Annotated in this window: 13 protein-coding genes; 10 read left to right on the forward strand and 3 right to left on the reverse strand. The window is 65.5% G+C overall.

Annotation, left to right across the window (positions count from 1 at the left end):
* Positions 1–24 precede the first annotated feature (24 nt).
* From urtB to EZV60_RS17090, 6 genes are all read left to right on the forward strand, one after another.
* Positions 25–1,989, forward strand: coding sequence for an urea ABC transporter permease subunit UrtB (gene urtB, locus EZV60_RS17065; protein WP_135506930.1), 1,965 nt, complete (start codon positions 25–27; stop codon positions 1,987–1,989).
* 3 nt (positions 1,990–1,992) lie between these two features.
* Positions 1,993–3,228, forward strand: coding sequence for an urea ABC transporter permease subunit UrtC (gene urtC / locus EZV60_RS17070; RefSeq protein WP_135506932.1), 1,236 nt, complete (start codon positions 1,993–1,995; stop codon positions 3,226–3,228).
* Positions 3,225–3,965, forward strand: coding sequence for an urea ABC transporter ATP-binding protein UrtD (gene urtD / locus EZV60_RS17075; RefSeq protein WP_135506934.1), 741 nt, complete (start codon positions 3,225–3,227; stop codon positions 3,963–3,965). Before urtC ends, urtD begins: the two co-directional genes overlap by 4 nt.
* A gap of 3 nt (positions 3,966–3,968) precedes the next feature.
* Positions 3,969–4,664, forward strand: a complete 696-nt coding sequence (gene urtE, locus EZV60_RS17080; RefSeq protein WP_135506936.1) for an urea ABC transporter ATP-binding subunit UrtE — start codon at positions 3,969–3,971, stop codon at positions 4,662–4,664.
* Positions 4,665–4,791: 127 nt separating this feature from the next.
* Complete coding sequence (locus EZV60_RS17085; protein WP_135506939.1) at positions 4,792–5,931, forward strand: efflux RND transporter periplasmic adaptor subunit; 1,140 nt, start codon at positions 4,792–4,794, stop codon at positions 5,929–5,931.
* Positions 5,932–5,936: 5 nt separating this feature from the next.
* Positions 5,937–9,044, forward strand: a complete 3,108-nt coding sequence (locus EZV60_RS17090; RefSeq protein WP_135506941.1) for an efflux RND transporter permease subunit — start codon at positions 5,937–5,939, stop codon at positions 9,042–9,044.
* A gap of 3 nt (positions 9,045–9,047) precedes the next feature.
* Here the strand turns inward: EZV60_RS17090 and EZV60_RS17095 are convergent, their stop codons facing one another.
* Positions 9,048–9,734: a response regulator gene (locus EZV60_RS17095; protein WP_135506943.1), complete on the reverse strand. Its 687-nt coding sequence runs from the start codon at positions 9,732–9,734 to the stop codon at positions 9,048–9,050.
* A 213-nt stretch (positions 9,735–9,947) separates the two neighbouring features.
* Here EZV60_RS17095 and EZV60_RS17100 point away from each other — a divergent pair, with 213 nt between their 5' ends.
* On the forward strand, positions 9,948–10,640 hold the full coding sequence (locus tag EZV60_RS17100; RefSeq protein ID WP_135506946.1) for a sensor histidine kinase: 693 nt from the start codon (positions 9,948–9,950) through the stop codon (positions 10,638–10,640).
* A gap of 251 nt (positions 10,641–10,891) precedes the next feature.
* On the opposite strand, the gene EZV60_RS17105 is transcribed toward EZV60_RS17100, so the two are convergent.
* Positions 10,892–12,298, reverse strand: coding sequence for an extracellular solute-binding protein (locus EZV60_RS17105; protein WP_135506948.1), 1,407 nt, complete (start codon positions 12,296–12,298; stop codon positions 10,892–10,894).
* A 116-nt stretch (positions 12,299–12,414) separates the two neighbouring features.
* On the opposite strand from EZV60_RS17105, the gene EZV60_RS17110 reads away from it, so the two are divergent.
* Together EZV60_RS17110 and EZV60_RS17115 are read left to right on the forward strand one after the other, a co-directional pair.
* The gene (locus tag EZV60_RS17110) at positions 12,415–14,325 is read left to right on the forward strand and encodes a sensor histidine kinase (protein ID WP_135506950.1); all 1,911 of its coding nucleotides are present in this window, start codon (positions 12,415–12,417) and stop codon (positions 14,323–14,325) included.
* Positions 14,322–14,774, forward strand: coding sequence for a response regulator (locus tag EZV60_RS17115; RefSeq protein WP_135506952.1), 453 nt, complete (start codon positions 14,322–14,324; stop codon positions 14,772–14,774). Before EZV60_RS17110 ends, EZV60_RS17115 begins: the two co-directional genes overlap by 4 nt.
* Before the next feature lie 15 nt (positions 14,775–14,789).
* Here the strand turns inward: EZV60_RS17115 and EZV60_RS17120 are convergent, their stop codons facing one another.
* Complete coding sequence (locus tag EZV60_RS17120; RefSeq protein ID WP_135506954.1) at positions 14,790–15,446, reverse strand: GntR family transcriptional regulator; 657 nt, start codon at positions 15,444–15,446, stop codon at positions 14,790–14,792.
* A 132-nt stretch (positions 15,447–15,578) separates the two neighbouring features.
* On the opposite strand from EZV60_RS17120, the gene dctP reads away from it, so the two are divergent.
* On the forward strand, positions 15,579–16,565 hold the full coding sequence (gene dctP, locus EZV60_RS17125) for a TRAP transporter substrate-binding protein DctP (RefSeq protein ID WP_135506956.1): 987 nt from the start codon (positions 15,579–15,581) through the stop codon (positions 16,563–16,565).
* Positions 16,566–16,573 lie beyond the last annotated feature (8 nt).

The following is a 16,573-nucleotide window of genomic DNA, read 5'->3' on the forward strand; positions in this document are numbered from 1 at the left end:
CCACCTCTCGGGAAAGCCCCCAATATGCTGCGAGTTCTCTTCGCATCGCTGGCGTTTCTTTGTCTGGCGCTGACCGCCCCCGCGCGGGCGCAGGACGAAGGTTCGATCCAGCCTATCCTGCAAGAGCAGTCCGAGCTCATCCAGGAAAGCTCGCGCCGCACGATCCAGCCCGCCATCGACGCCATTGCGGCAAGCGGCCTGTCCCAGGCGCAGACCGTTCTGGAAACATGGCAGGCCAAGGACATGTGGCTGCGCTTGACCGACGGGCAGTATTTCCGCGCCGAGCGGATCAACCGGGAAACCTATCGCCTCTTTGATCTCGATACCGGCGAGGACCTCGGCGAATTTCCCGCCGACGATCTGGACCAGATCAAGCCCAACAGCGGCATTCGCGGCCTCATCGCCGTGGCGCTGGTGCAGTTCCAGCTCTCCGATCCCGACCCCGAAAACCGCCGCGCTGCGCTGCAATCGCTCGAACGCGACCCGAACGAGGACGCGCTCGCACCCTTGAGAAATTCGATTGAGGGAGAGACCGATCCGGACCTACTCGCCAAGAAACAGCGTCTCGAACGGCTGCTCACCATGGCCTATGACCGCGACCCGGAGGCCCGCATCGCCGCGATCGAAGAGATGTCGGAAGATACCGGCGTCGACGTGCGCGCCACGCTTAACCCGATCCTGTCCACGCGCCTGCGCGTTTTCAACGGCGCGCCGCCCGACAGCCTGAACATCGCCCGCACGCTGACGCCCGGCTCGGACGCCCTGCCGCGCGCCGAAGCCTACGAGATGCTCGTCTCCGCCGGCGACGCCCCCTCCCGCCTCGGCCCTGATGCGATCAAGGATACGCTCGCGCAAAACATCACCGATGGCGAGGTGGCCGGCATTCAGGTGCACAATCTCAATACGCAAGAGACCCGACGCACCGCCTATGACCGGCTCGTGGCCGACGGTATCGCGCCGCCCGTCCCGACCGAGGCCGAGGTCGACGCAACTCTCGCGCAATACATCTTCGCCGAGGTCTATGACGAGCCCAACGCCGCCGTGACGACAGCCGCGCAAGCCGCGCTCGACAGCATCGCCACCCGCGTCGCCGTGGGGCAGGCGGTTGATCTTACACTCGACGCGCTCTCTCTGGCGTCGATCTACTTTCTCGCAGCCATCGGTCTTGCCATCACCTTCGGCGTGATGGGCGTGATCAACATGGCCCATGGCGAATTCATCATGATGGGCGCCTATACCGGCTACGTCGTGCAGCAGTTCGTGCCTGGCCCGACCGCGTCGATCCTCGTGGCCATCCCGCTGGCCTTCGCGGTCACCTTCGGGGCGGGCGTGGCGATGGAACGGCTGGTGATCCGCTTTCTCTACAATCGCCCGCTGGAAACCCTTCTGGCCACTTTCGGCATTTCCATCGCGCTGCAGCAGCTGGCGAAGAATATCTTCGGCACGCAGGCCCGGCCGCTCACCTCGCCTGACTGGCTCGATGGCGCCTGGGTTCTCAATGACGTGGTCTCGATCAGCTATATCCGCATCGCCATCTTCGCCCTCGCGCTCATCTTCCTTGCGCTCTTTCTTTACATCATGAACCGCACCCGGCTGGGTCTTGAAACCCGCGCGGTTACGCAGAACCGCCGCATGGCGGCCAGCATGGGCATCAATCCCGACCGAGTGAACATGCTCACCTTCGGGCTGGGGTCCGGCATCGCGGGCATCGCGGGTGTCGCCATCGGCCTCTGGGCCAAGGTCACCTCCGAGCTGGGGCAGGATTACATCGTGCAGTCCTTCATGACCGTGGTGGTCGGCGGTGTCGGCAACATCTGGGGGACGCTTCTGGGCGCCACGATGATCGGCTTCCTGCAAAAGGGGATCGAGTGGTTCAACCCGTCCAATACGCTGGCCGCACAGACCTACATGATCATCTTCATCATCATCTTCATCCAGTTCCGTCCGCGCGGCATCATCGCGCTGCGCGGGCGCGCGGCGGGGGACTGAGCCATGCAAAGACGCCCGCTTGTCGCCCGTCACCCGTCGATCCTGATCTTCCTCGCTTTGCTGGCGCTCTTCACCCTGGGCGTAACGCTCCTGTCAGAGGCCTACGGTACCGGCTATCTATCGACGTCCTTCGTCAAGACGCTGGGCAAGACGCTTTGCCTCTGCCTCGTCGCCGTGGCGATGGATCTGGTCTGGGGCTATGCCGGCATCCTCAGCCTTGGGCATTTCGCCTTCTTCGGGCTAGGGGGCTACATGATCGGCATGTGGCTCATGTACGAGCGCACCCGTGACATCGTCGCGGGCTCCATGGCCGAGGCCGCGATTCCGCCCACGGAACAGGAAATCGTCGACGCCATCGGCACGCAGATCTTCGGTGTGGTGGGCGCGTCCGAGTTTCCCGCGATCTGGGCCTTCGCCGACAGCCTTTTGCTGCAACTGGTGCTGGTTGTGGCCGTGCCGGGGCTTCTGGCGCTGGTCTTCGGCTGGCTGGCCTTCCGCAGCCGCGTGACGGGCGTCTATCTCTCGATCCTCACGCAGGCCATGACGCTGGCTCTCGCCCTCTACCTTTTCCAGAACGACAGCGGCCTGCGGGGCAATAACGGTCTCTCGGGCCTGCAGAACATTCCTGGCCTGACGGACGTGCCGCAATCCCACGTGTCGATGTGGTTCCTCTGGGCCTCCGCCGCCGCCCTCGCGCTGGGCTATGTCCTCTCCGCCTGGATCGTCTCGGGCAAGTTCGGCTCGGTCCTGCGCGGCATTCGCGACAACGAGGCGCGCGTGCGTTTCCTCGGCTACCCGGTCGAGCAGTACAAGCTGATGATCTTCACCGTGACGGCCATGATCGCAGGCATCGCGGGTGCGCTCTATTATCCGCAGGCGGGTATCATCAACCCGGCCGAGATCGCGCCCATCGCCTCCATCTACCTCGCGGTCTGGGTCGCCATCGGCGGGCGCGGGCGGCTTTACGGCGCGGTCATCGGCGCGGCCTTCGTCAGCCTTGTCTCAAGCTGGTTCACCGGTGGCCAGGCACCCGACGTGAACCTCGGGTTCTACACTATCTCCTGGGTCGACTGGTGGCTGATCCTGCTGGGCCTGTCCTTCGTGGCCGTGACTATTTTCGCGCCGCGCGGCATCGGCGGGCTGGTGGATCTCATCGCCGATGCCCGCCGCCCTGACCGCCACGGCGCGGACCTTGGCCCGGATCAGGGCGCCCTGCGCGAGAAGGAGGCCGACCGATGAGCACGCTTCTCGAAGTCTCGGGCGTCTCCGTCACCTTCGACGGCTTTCGGGCCATCAACAACCTGTCGTTCAACATCGGCCCGGCGGAACTGCGCGCCATCATCGGCCCCAATGGCGCGGGCAAGACCACCTTTATGGATATCGTCACCGGCAAGACCAAACCGGACGAGGGCCGCGTGCTCTGGGGCGAGAAGAACGTCTCGCTCCTCAAGATGTCCGAGGCGCAGATCGCGCAGGCCGGCATCGGGCGCAAGTTCCAGCGGCCTACGGTGTTCGAGGATCAGAGCGTCGAAGACAACCTGCTCATGGCGCTCGCCCGCCCGCGCGGGCCACTTTCGGTTCTTTTCTGGCGCGCTTCGCAAAAGGCCCTTTCGCGGGTCCGCGAACTGGCCGAGGAAATCGGCCTCGCCGATCAGCTGTCGCGCAAATCCGGCGAACTGTCGCACGGGCAGAAGCAATGGCTGGAAATCGGCATGCTGCTCGCGCAGGAGCCGAAGCTGCTGCTGGTGGACGAGCCCGCCGCCGGCATGACGCCCGAAGAGCGCGAGCACACGACCTCACTTCTGGTCGAGGCCGCCAAGACCCGCGCGGTCGTGGTGGTCGAGCATGACATGGAATTCGTGCGCCGCCTCAATTGCAAGGTCACGGTCCTGCACGAGGGCAGCGTGCTGGCCGAGGGCAAGCTCGACCACGTGACCGCCAACCAAAAAGTCATCGACGTGTATCTGGGGCGCTAGAGAATGCTGGACGTGCAAAACCTCAACCTGCATTACGGCCACAGCCAGATCCTCTATGACGTCTCGCTGCAGGCCAAGACCGGCGCCGTGACCTGCGTGATGGGCACCAACGGCGTCGGCAAGACCTCCCTGATGAAAGCCATTTCGGGCACACATCGCCGCAGCTCCGGCGAGGTCACGCTCGATGGGCGCGCGCTGGGCCGGCTGCCTGCGCATCACCTCGCCCGCCACGGCATCGCCTATGTCCCGCAGGGGCGCGAGATCTTTCCGCTACTGACCGTGCAGGAAAATCTCGAAACTGGCTTCGGCTGTCTGCCCAAGGGCGACCGCCGCATCCCCGACGAGATCTTCGAGCTCTTTCCGGTGCTCGACGAGATGCGCGGCCGGCGCGGAGGTGATCTCTCGGGCGGTCAGCAACAGCAGCTCGCCATCGGGCGGGCCCTGGTGACGAAGCCGCGCCTCCTCCTGCTCGACGAGCCGACCGAGGGCATTCAGCCCAACATCATTCAGCAGATCGGCCGCGTCATCGAACGCCTGCGAGAGCGCGGCGATATGGCCATCGTGCTGGTCGAGCAGTATTTCGACTTCGCTTATGCGCTCGCCGACAGCTTTGTGATCATGCGGCGCGGGCGCGTGACCCTCTCCGGCAAGAAAGGCGATATCGATCGCGACACGCTGCTTAAAGGTGTGTCCGTCTGAGACAGCCCTGTGCGCCAGCGCGCGCAAAGACCGCTTTCCAAATCCGGCGCCCGCGTTATCTAGCTGCCAAGGAACGGACCCGGAGACGGGCCCGTAAAGACCCGTAGTTTCCGAGGATTTCGACCTGATGCCCCGTTTTCTTGCCATAGTGTCGCTCTGTGCCCTGATCTTTGCGCCGCCTGTCTCGGCGCAGGCGCCGGGCGGGCAGGGGCCCAAGCCGGTGGGCGTGATCACCCTCGAAAAACAGGCCGTGCCCTTCACCCTCACCGTGCCGGGCCGGGCCGTGGCGTTCCAGGAAAGCCTGATCCGCCCCCAGGTCAGTGGCATCATCGAGGACGTGGTCTATGACGAGGGCGCCGATATCTCGACCGGCGATATCATGTTCCGCATCAACGACGACACCTACGCCGCTGATGTCCGCGCCGCCGAGGCGATGGTTGCGCGCGCCGAAAGCGCGCTGCAGGCCGCGCGCAACACCCTGAGCCGCACCGAACAGCTGCGAGAGCTTGCGACCTCCGAGGCGCAGCTCGAAGATGCCCGGGTCGGGGTTCTCTCCGCCGAGGCCGAGCTCGATTCCGCCCTCGCCACGCTGGAACTGGCCCGGCTCGACCTGGAGCGCACCGAAATCACCAGCCCGATCGACGGCGAGGCCTCGGTCGCGGCGGTCAGCGTCGGCGCGGTCGTCACCGCGCGCCAGGCGGAGGCGTTGGCCACCGTGACCCGGCTCGATCCCATCTACGTCGATCTCGTCGAAAGTTCGGCCCGCGTCGTGCGGATCCAGGATTTGATCCGCAACGGCGCGATCAACACCGACGAGGCGTATCGCTTTGATCTGATCCTCGAAACCGGCGACACCTACGACCAGCCCGGAAAGCTCGTCTCGCAAAGCGCGGGTGTCTCTACCACCACCGGGACCGCCGAATTCCGCGTCCGCTTTCCCAATCCCGAACACATCCTGCGCCCGGGCCAGTTCCTGCGCGTCGATGTCACGCTCGGCACGCGCCAGGCCTTTCTCGTGCCGCAGCGCGCCGCGCGCCGCAACGCTGAGGGCGTTCTGACCTTCTATCTCGTCCGTGACGGCAAGGCAGAGCAGATCCGGGCCGAAAGCCTCGGCGTCTACGACAACGCCTGGATCGTGGCCGAAGGGATAGAGCCGGGCGAACGCCTCGTCGTCGACGGCCTCACCGGCCTGCGCAGCGGCGCCGAGGTCGCGCCGCAGCCCGTCACCCTCACCAAGGACGGCGTGACCGTTCCGGCAGAGGAGTAACATCAGTGGGTGCGTTCTTCGTCGACAGGCCGGTCTTCGCCTGGGTCATCGCCATCGTCATGTCGCTAGTCGGCGCGATTGCGGTGGTGCAGTTGCCGGTCTCGCAATATCCCGACATCGCGCCGACCTCGGTGCGCATCTCGGCCCCTTATCCCGGCGCGACCGCGCAAACGGTAGAGACCACCGTGACCCGCGTGATCGAGGATCAGCTCACGGGTCTCGAAGGGCTTCTTTACACCACCGCGGTCTCGCGCCCGGGTTCGTCCGAGACCACGCTCACCTTTGACAGCTCCATCGCGCCGGTCACCGCCCAGAACGACGTGCAGGTGCGCGTCACGCAGATCGAATCGCAACTCCCCGAGGTGGTGCGCGATCTGGGCGTCACCGTCACCCGCTCGAACTCGTCCTTCCTGATGGTCGGCTCGATCGTGTCCGAGGACGGCACGCACACCTCCACCGATCTCGGCGATGTCTATCTCGACCTGGTCGAAAGTCCGCTCTTGCGCCTCGACGGGGTGGGCGACGCGCGTCTCTTCGGGTCGGGCTATGCGATGCGCGTCTGGCTCGATCCGCTGGCGCTCGCGCGATATCAGCTTACGCCGAACGACGTCATCGCGGCGGTGCGCGCGCAGAACGCCTCGGTTGCGGTGGGCAGCATGGCCGCGCCGCCGCTTGTCGAGGGCACGCAATTCACCGCCTCGATCACCGCCCAAAGCCAGCTGGAAACCGAAGAGGATTTCCGCCGCATCCTCCTCAAGACGACAGAATACGGCGGCGCGGTCTTCCTCTCGGACGTGGCCCGCGTCGAGATCGGCAACGAATCCTACGACCGGCAGTCGCGGCTCGACCGCAAACCGGCGGCGGGCTTCGGCGTCAACCTGCGCACCGGGGCCAACGCGGTGGAAACCTCCGCCGCCGTGCGCGACCTGATGGAAGAGCTTGAAAGCTCTCTGCCCGAAGGCATGACATTCGAAGTACCCTACGACACCGCGCCCTTCGTGGAATTGTCGATCGAGCAGGTCTACAAAACCCTGATCGAGGCGATCCTGCTGGTGCTCGTCGTGCTGATGATCTTTCTGCAGACATGGCGCGCCACGATCATTCCGATCATCACTGTGCCGGTGGCCCTTCTGGGCGCCTTCGCGGTGCTCTCGCTGCTGGGCTACTCGATCAACACGTTGACCATGTTCGCCATGGTGCTCGCCATCGGCCTTCTGGTGGATGACGCCATCGTCGTCGTGGAAAACACCGAACGCCTGATGGAAGAGGAAGATCTTGGCGCGGTCGAGGCGACCCGCCGCTCCATGACCCAGATCCAGAGCGCGCTCATCGGCATTCTGGTGGTGCTCGCCGCGGTGTTCCTGCCGATGGCGTTTTCCGCCGGCTCGGTCGGCGTGATCTACCGCCAATTCTCCGTCACCATCATCTCCGCCATGGTGTTGTCGCTTGGCATCGCGCTCTCGCTTACGCCGGCGATGTGCGCGGGCCTCCTGCGCAAGCGCGGCGAGGTGAAATTCGCCCCCGCCCGCTGGTTCAATAGCGGACTGAAGGGCCTCGTGTCGGGCTTTGCCGCCGCGGTGGCGGCGACGTTGAAGATGCGCACGGTGATGGTTCTGCTGCTTGCGGGCATCATCGGCGGGGGCTTGTGGATCTACGACCGCCTGCCCACCTCCTTCATCCCGCGAGAAGACCAGGGCGTGGTGCTGTCGCTTATCTCGCTGCCGACGGGCACCACCATTCCGATAACCGACGCGGTCTTGTCCGAGGTCGAAGCCTACTTTCTCGAGGACGAGGCCGACGTGGTCGACGGCACCTTCGGCGTCCGCGGGTTCAGCTTTCAGGGGCAGGGGCAGAACTACGCCATCGTCTTCACGCGGCTGATCGACTTTGAGCAGCGCACGACGCCGGCGCAATCCGCGGGCGCGGTGGCGCAGCGCGCCAATCAGCGTTTCTTCGGTCACCGCACCGCGCAGATCTTCACCATCCAGCCGCCCGCGATCCAGGGCCTGGGCAATACCGGCGGGTTCTCCATGTACCTGCTCGACCGTGCGCGCAACGGCACCGAAGCGCTGATCGAAGCCGCCAATTCGCTCGTCGGGGCGGCCCGGCAGGACGACCGGCTGACCTCGGTGCGCGCCGACGGCACGGAATTCGAGACCGCGCTCAACCTTGAGATTGACCGCACCAAGGCCGAAAGCTTCGGCGTGTCCGTCGATCAGGTCAACGCCATGCTGTCGGTGATCTTCGCCGGGCGCGACGTCAACGACTTCCTGCTGCAGGGCGGGCTGCGGCCCGTGGTCGTGCAGGGTGATGCGCCCTACCGCATGTCGCCCGACGATGTGCAAGGCTGGTACGCGCGAAATGCCGGCGACGAGATGGTGCCGTTCAGCGCCTTCATGCAGACGCGCTGGGATCAGGTCCCGCCGACGCTCAACCGCTTTGACGGGGTCAGCGCGGTTCCGATCTCAGGCGATGCGGCACAAGGCGCAAGCTCGGGCGTCGCCATGTCGGCGATGATGGAACTGACCGAGGACACGTTGCCCGGCTACGGGGTCGGCTGGTCCGGCATCAGCTATCAGGAACGTGCGGCGGGCTCCAACGTGCTGATGCTCTACGCCATCTCGGCGCTGGTCGTGTTCCTCGCGCTGGCGGCCCTTTACGAAAGCTGGGTCGTGCCGCTTGCCGTGATGCTGTCGGTGCCGGTGGGCATGGCGGGCGCGCTGGCGTTTTCGTATTTCCTGGGTCAGGCCAATGACGTCTATTTCACGGTGGGCCTTCTGACCACGATCGGTCTTGCGGCGCGCAACGCGATCCTCGTGGTCGAATTCGCCGAGGAACGCTTGCGCGCCACCGGCGATCTTGTGCAGTCGGCGGTGACGGCCGCCCGTCAGCGATTGCGCCCGATCCTGATGACGGCGCTCACCTTCATGCTGGGCGTCGTGCCGCTTGCGCTGGCCTCGGGGCCCGGCGCGCAGGCGCAGAACGCCATCGGCATCGTGGTCCTGGGCGGCATGACTGCCTCGACCGTCGTGGGCGTGTTCTTCGTTCCCGTGCTCTACGTCGTCGTGCGGTCGCTTTTCTCGCGGGGCCGGAAGGATAAGACCCCGGGCTGAGGCTCAGCGAAAGTGAAACGGCTCGTCGGGATCGGTCAGGCTGCGCGCGTCCCAATGGCCAACATTGGTCAGGCCGTGCGCCGCCATCACGTCGAGAATGCGCTTGTCGATCGTGTCGATGAATCGTCCAAATTCCATTTCGTCGCGGACCACCTTCGCGATGTCCTGCGAGATCTGCACGCGCTGCTTGGCCAGCAATTCGCCGATCCAGTGCCGTGACGCCTCGGCGAACATCTTGGCCGAGGCGATCATCAGTTCGCGCAGCTTCTCGGTGGTCAGATTCGCCTTGTCGAGGCAATCCAGAGAGCCGCGCTTCATCGACGTGATCGCCACTTCCGTCGACATCGCCGAAGAGATCATCACCACCGCCGCACTGAAATTCACCGGGTGGTTCTGCACCATCCGCTGCGCGGCAAGCCCGTCGCCTTTGGGCAGCAGATAGTCGATCAGCACCACGTCATAGCTTTGCTGCGACAACGCGGCTTCGAATTCCTGCAGGTCGGTGGCCAGCGTCGTCTGCACCGGCAGGCCGGTTTCCGAACAACTCCGCATGATGCGGCGCTGCTCGAACCGGTCGTCATCGAGGATCAGGACATCGAACCGGCCCCGCGACGTCCCCGCGGAATCGATCTGCACCAGCGGCGGGGCGGGCGCCACCCCCGCCGGATCAAGCTGCGATACTGGAATCATGTCATGTCCTTTCCCAACGTCTCTGCCCCCTGCCGGTTCACGCTATGCCCGGCCGCCTCTGCAAGGGGTTAAGATTTCGGGTTTTATTCATAGAACTTAACTCAAACCCAACGCGGCCAGCGGGGCGACCTTCAGGAATTGGAAAGCCTTTCGGGGGCAGGGTTCTGCGGTCAAAACAACGGACGGGCACGCGACGTGGGCAGGCAGGATCTCATGGCCTCCGGCACCGAAGCCGAGGAATTTCTTTACCACCTCACGCATGATCTGCGCGCGCATGTGCGCGCCCTGCGCGTGCTGCCCGACTGGATCGACGAGGATCTCGCGGCGGCGGGCGTGACCCTGCCCGCCGGGGTGGGGGAGCATATCGCGATGCTGCGCGACTACGCCAACATGCTCGACCGGATGCTGAACGCGCTGACTGATCTGTCGCGCGTCGGGCGGCTGGCCGATGCGCCGGGGCCGGTGCCGCTCTGGCCGCTGCTGCGCGAGATCTGGTCGGCGCTGCCGCATGCGGCCGGCTTCACCCTTGACCTCAAAGGCGATCCGCCAGTCGTTCTGGGGCCCCGCAACGATCTGGCCCGCGCGTTCGAGGCGCTTTTGCGCAACGCGGTCGATCATCATCACATGGGGGGCGGCCACGTCGAGGTCAGCGCGCACCGGTCCGGCGCGCGCGTTCTCCTCTGGATCGAGGACGACGGCCCGGGTATCGCGCCCGAGCTCCGCGCGCAGGTCTTCAAGCCCTTGCAGTCGCTCAAACCGCGCAGCGAAACGGGCCTCGCCGGCATCGGCCTGGCCATCGCGCGCAAGGTGGTCGAACAGGCCTCGGGCCGGATTTCGCTTGTCGATCCGATCGGAACGACCGGATGCGCGGTCACGGTGGATCTGCCCCTCGACAGCTCCGGCTGACCGGGGCGGGCGCCCGAAAAGCCGAGCCAATCTCGCGCCGTGCCGCATGACCTCCGGTTGCCACGGCAACGCGCGTCCGGCGCGCCCCGCGCAGGGGCATGTGCCGCCCGCACCGCGTTGCGCCAGCGGCGCGCCGCCCTGTCTGGGCGGATGCTCTTTCCTCAAAAATGGCCGGGTTGGCGAATGGCGGCCGGCCGCCAGATGCTGACGGTAAGCGCATGCGGACCGCAAGGCAAAGCCGCCCCGCCGGTTCAGCCAGACTTCCGGTCGCGCAGAAAATCACGCAGCGTCGCCGGATAGCTTTCGCGCAGGTTCCGCCAGCGCGCCATCTGCGGCGCGCGCCCAACAAGCTCGGTCGTTAGCTCCCAGGATTCGGCGATGTTCCGCAAGGCCCGCGCGGGTGTTTCCCGCCCGGTCAGGGCTTGGCCCAGCCAATGGCTCAACGCGCCGAAATACTCGTTGCGCCGCGCCAGGTAGAGATCCGGTATCGCCATCTTCATGCCCTCCCGATGCGCGCTCAGGAACGTCTCGCCATAGGTGTCCACGATCCGCGCGTCGGCGTAATGCTCGATGCGGAACGGATCGAAATAGCCGTCCGTCGCGGCGACGGCGGTGGCTGAGACCTCGGCGGAGACGGCGAAACGGGCAAAGGCGTGGGCCAGGTCCGGCACCGGGCAATGGCGGGTCACGACATAGCTCCAGCCCCAGTTGAAATAGGACATCGGCACGCGCTGACCGTCCCGCGCGCCGCAGGGAAGCCCGGCCGGCAGAACGCGCCCGCGCACCGGCGATCCCGGGGCGACAAGGCTTTTCTGGGTGCCGCCCCAGCCGATATTCGCGAAGATATCGCCGCGCTTGTAGCGCGCCCAATTATCGAAAAGCCCAAGCCCGGTGCCGGTCAGATGGGCCGCGCTTCGGATCATGTCCTCCAGCGCGGCCAGTCCCGCATCGCCGTCGATCTGCGGCACCATGTCGGGTGAGAAGGGCCAGGCGCCCTTGGCGTGGAACCGCGCCCACCATTCCCAGGCCGCGTAAATCTCCGTCCGGAAAAGACACCCGCCATAAAGACCGTCCTCGGGCCGGTGAAACCACGCCATCTGCCGGTCAAGCTCGGCCCAGTCCTGCGCCGGTTTCAGCGCCACGCCATGCCGGTCGGCAAAGCGCGCGGCCTCGCCGGGATCCTCAAGCAGATCGCGCAGGTAGAACATCATGTAGATGTCGCCATCCGTCTGATAGCCCCAGTGACGCCCATCGAACCAGTCGCCCTTACGGTAGAGCATCGCGTCGATCTGCTCCGCGCCGCCCGCTTGCGCGTCCAGCGTGTCGAGCGGCAGGATTGCGCCCGCCTCGGCGAGATCGGGAATGCCGAAGGTCGCCGGCAGCGCCACGTCGATCTGCTCGCTGCGCGTCACGGCCTCGATCGACAGGGTCGCGTTGATGCTGTCGAGATCCGTCACCACGATCTGAACCGGACAGCCGCGCCCCGCTTCGAACAGCGCTTTTACGGGCGCGATATTGGCTTGAGAGCCTTCCGGCACCAGCACCCGCAAAGGTCGGCCAAGCGCCTGCGCCCAGATCGCGACCTCGTCCTTGGCAGCGGCAACGCCGCCGGCCAACCCGGCCAGCCCTGTCAGCATCATATATCGTCTTGTCAGCATCGCGACCGGTTCCGTGCATGTGCGAAGATGACGGAAATCTACCGGGCGCGGCTTAAGGGATCGTGAAGGGTTGCGGCGTAACGTGCGGATCGAACAGCAGTTGATCAGGCTCGGTGATGCGGTTCTCGGCAGAGTCCATAATTTCCAAATCGCGCATCTATCTCGTGGCGCTGCTGTCGATCCTGTTCATCGGCGTCGTGGTCGAATGGCGCGAACTGTCGCGTGTGCAGACCGATATCACCCGGCTGGCTGCGCGCGCGACCCCGCTGCTGACGACCGTGGCCGATCTGCCCGATCTGGAGCATGAATTGCGCAATGTCGCCCAGTCTATTCCCGCCCTGCGTAGCGAAGCAGAGCTTGACGCGGCCAGCGACGCCGTCGCCTCCATCACCGATCGCCTGGCGCGTCTCGTCGCCCGCGCAGAGCTTTCGCCGGGATTGCCGTACCTCGCGCATGACCTGCGCAAACTCCTGCGCACGCAAAAACGCGTCCTGGCCGCCGAGGCTCGGATCGACGCGCGCATCGCCGACGCGCGTGCCAGCCTCGATGACATGGTGCGCGTGCTGCTGCCGTTGCACGACACCGAAATGCGGTTCCTGTTGCGCCCGCCGCAGGCCATCGTCGATCCCGCGCAGCGGCGCGCACGGATCGGCGAGGCCGTTCTCGTCTCGGAAATGAAGGCCAGCGTAACTGAACTGTCGATCCTGCTCGGCGGCTTTCATCCCGCCGCGCGCCGCGCCGGGGACTTCGCCAAGGCAGAGCTTCTGGCGGAAATCGGGGCCTTCGCGACCCGTATGGCGCGGTTGCAGCCCGGGCCGTTGCAACAGGGTCTCGCGCGGGATCTCAAGCGGTTCCGCGACGCCATGATCGGGGCAGGCGGCGCGGTCGAAACGGCCGCCCTGCTGCGCGACATGCGCGAGACGCGCGCGCGGGCCGTCGGCGCGGTCGCGCGCCATGTCGACCAGGTCGGCATCGAACTGGGCCGTGCGTCTCTGGCTTCGGCCACCGCCTTTGAAACCGCCGCGCAGGGCACGGCCGACACCCTGCGCAAGGTGCTGTTGCTCAAGCTCGCGATGACGCTCGGGCTGGTGATGGCGGCGGCGGGCGTGCTGTGGTTTTTCATCCAGAAAAGCATCCTGGTGCGCCTTGCGGCGATTACCGAGCATGTCCGCCGGATCGCCGCGGGCGACCTTTCGGAACCCGTGCCGGTCACCGGCGCCGACGAAATCGGCGCGATCGAGCGCGTGGTGGACCAGTCGCGGACCATGGCCAAGGCGCTGCGGCGCACCAATGACGAGCTGGAGCGCTTCTCCTATGTCGCCGCGCACGACCTGCGCAGCCCGCTGCGGGCCGTGGCCGACCTCGTCGAGTGGACGAAAGAGGATTACGGCGCGGATCTGCCCCAGGGCGCGCGCGACAATCTCGATATGATCGGCAACCGGGTGCGCCGGCTTTCGGGGCATCTCAGCGGCCTGCTGGAATACGCCCGGATCGGCCAGACAGGGCAGGGGCAGGCGATCTTCGATCTCACCGCCTTCGCTGAGGAACTGCGCGCCGTTTTCGTCGACGCCGCGCAGTTCGACATTGTCTTACAGGACGCGCCCGTGCCCTTCCTTACCCGCCCTGTGCCGGTCAAGACGATTCTGCTCAATCTCGTCAGCAACGCGATCAAGCATCACGATCACGGCCGGGGCCGGATCGTGATCGCGTGCGTGGACACCGCCGACGGGCTGGATATCTCCGTGTCCGACGACGGCCCCGGTATCGCGCCGGAATACCACGACCGCATCTTCGAGCTGTTCCAGACCCTGCGCGCGCGCGACGAGATCGAAGCCAGCGGCATGGGCCTTGCGCTGGTGCGCAAACTCGCCGCCACGCTCGACGGCGCGATCACCGTCGCCTCCGATCCCGCGCAGGCCCGGGGCACAACCTTCACCCTCCATCTGCCGCGCCAGCCGGCCCAGACAGAGCAGCCCGCGCCGCAGACCCTCGACATCCCCCAACGCCAAGGAGACCTCGCCGCATGACCCCAAAGCCCCCCGTGACCTTTCTTGTGGTCGATGATGACGACGTTGCCGTGATGGCCATCCGCCGCGTGGTCAAGAAACTGCGTCTGACCAACCCGATCGAACGCGCCGTCGACGGGCGCGACGCGCTCGATCGTCTGCGGGACACCGGCGAGGAAGCTGTCGGCCGGCCCTTCATCATCCTGCTCGATCTCAACATGCCACGCATGAACGGGTTGGAATTTCTGGCCGAGTTGCGCGAGGATATCGAACTGGCCAATTCCGTCGTGTTTGTGATGACCACCTCGGATTCCCCGCGCGACATCGCCGCCGCCTACGATCACAAGATCGCGGGCTACATCGTCAAGGAAAGCGCCTATGACACCTTCGCGGCGGCGATGGACATGCTTCAGACCTATACCGAGATCGTCTCGTTCTCGCTGGACCTGCCCGCCAGCTCGGCGGCCTGATCGCCGCCTGCCCGGTTATTCGGCGGCACTGCGAAAGCTCATGCGCAGGTCGTGAAACTTTTCGCCCTGCACCGCGACATGCTCGCGCAGCCGCGCCGCGGCAGTGCCCGCGTCCCCGGCCTCCAGCGCGTCCACCACCGCCTCGTGCTCGGCCATGGATTGGGTCAGCCGCCCGCGAAAGCGCAGCTGCTGACGGCGGAAGGGCTTCAGCCGGCGATGCAGCCGCAGGGTCTCCTCTTCCAGAAACGCGTTGCCCGATTCGCGATAGATCGTCTTGTGAAACCGCTCGTTCTCGAAATAATACGCGTCCGCGTCGCGCGCCTCGACCGCCGCAAGGCACTTGGCGTTGGCATCGCGCAGCTCCAGCAGGGCCGCGTCCGAAATGCGCAGCGCCGCAAACCGCGCGCAGACCGCCTCCAGCTCGGCCATCACCTCGAACATCTCCATCAGCTCGGCCAGCCCGGGCTGTCGGACAAAGGCGCCGCGCCGGGGGATAAGCTCGACCAGGCCGGACAGGGCAAGCCGTTGAATTGCCTCGCGAAGCGGCGTCCGCGAGACGCCGAATTCACGGGCAAGCCGCACCTCGTCAAGGCGGGCTCCGTCGGCAAATGTCCCGTCGAAGATCGCTTCTTCGAGATCTTGCGCTATCTTTTCCGATCGGCGGCGCTCCAAGGGATGCGTCCTCCCGCTTAGAATACAGTCCCCAAAATCTTGTATACAAAATGCTTGACTTAAAAAACAAGCATAAACTAACGTAACGGCAATGCCCGCTCCGGCGGGTTCATGACTTTTGGGAGGATACCAATGAAGTTTTCGATGAAATCGGCCCTGGCCGCTGCGGCCCTGCTGGCCACCGGCAGCTTTGCCGCCGCCGAAGAACTGCGCCTGTCGCACCAGTGGTCGACCAGCGACGTCCGTCACAAGGTGGCGCAGATGGTCGCCGACGAGGTCGCGGCGGCGGATGTGGGTCTGGATATCCAGATCTTCCCGTCGCAGTCGCTCTTCAAGGCGCGCGAGCAGTACAAGCCGCTGGCACGCGGACAGGTCGACATGATCGTGTTCCCGCTGTCCTATGCGGGCGGTCTGCGCAACGCCTACAACCTCACCCTGATGCCCGGCCTCGTGAAAAACCACGACCACGCCGCGCGCCTCAACGAAAGCCCCTTCATGGAGGAAATCGAGGCGATCATGGCCGAGGATGACGTGATGGTGCTGGTGCACGGCTATCTCGCGGGCGGGTTCGCCGGCAAGGAAAAGTGCATCACCGCGCCCGAGGACGTCGAGGGCCTGCAAACCCGCGCGGCCGGCAAGGCGTTCGAGCAGATGCTGGCAGGCGCCGGCGCGTCGATCGCGTCCATGAGCTCGGCCGAGATTTACAACGCAATGCAAACGGGCGTTCTGGACGCGGCCAACACCTCATCCTCGTCCTTCGTCAGCTACCGCATCTATGAACAGGTGGCGTGCTTCACGCCGGCCGGCGACTACGCGCTGTGGTTCATGTATCAGCCGATGCTGATGAACAAATCCAAGTTCGACAGCCTGACGCCCGAACAGCAAGAGGCGCTGATGGCCGCCGCCGCCAAGGCCGAAGCCTACTACCTGGAAGAAGCCAAGAGCCAGGACGGCAACGCGCGGGACGTCTTTGCCGAGAACGGCGTCGAGATCGCCGAGATGAGCCAGGAAGAGTTCGACGCCTGGCGTGCCATCGCACAGGAAACCGCCTACAAGGCGTTCCTCGAAGGCTCGCCCGAAGGCCAGAAGCTCTTGGATCTCGCGCTCAGCGTCGAGTGATCCGCCAG

It is taken from the genome of Roseovarius aestuariivivens, assembly GCF_004761875.1.
Taxonomy (GTDB): domain Bacteria; phylum Pseudomonadota; class Alphaproteobacteria; order Rhodobacterales; family Rhodobacteraceae; genus Roseovarius; species Roseovarius aestuariivivens.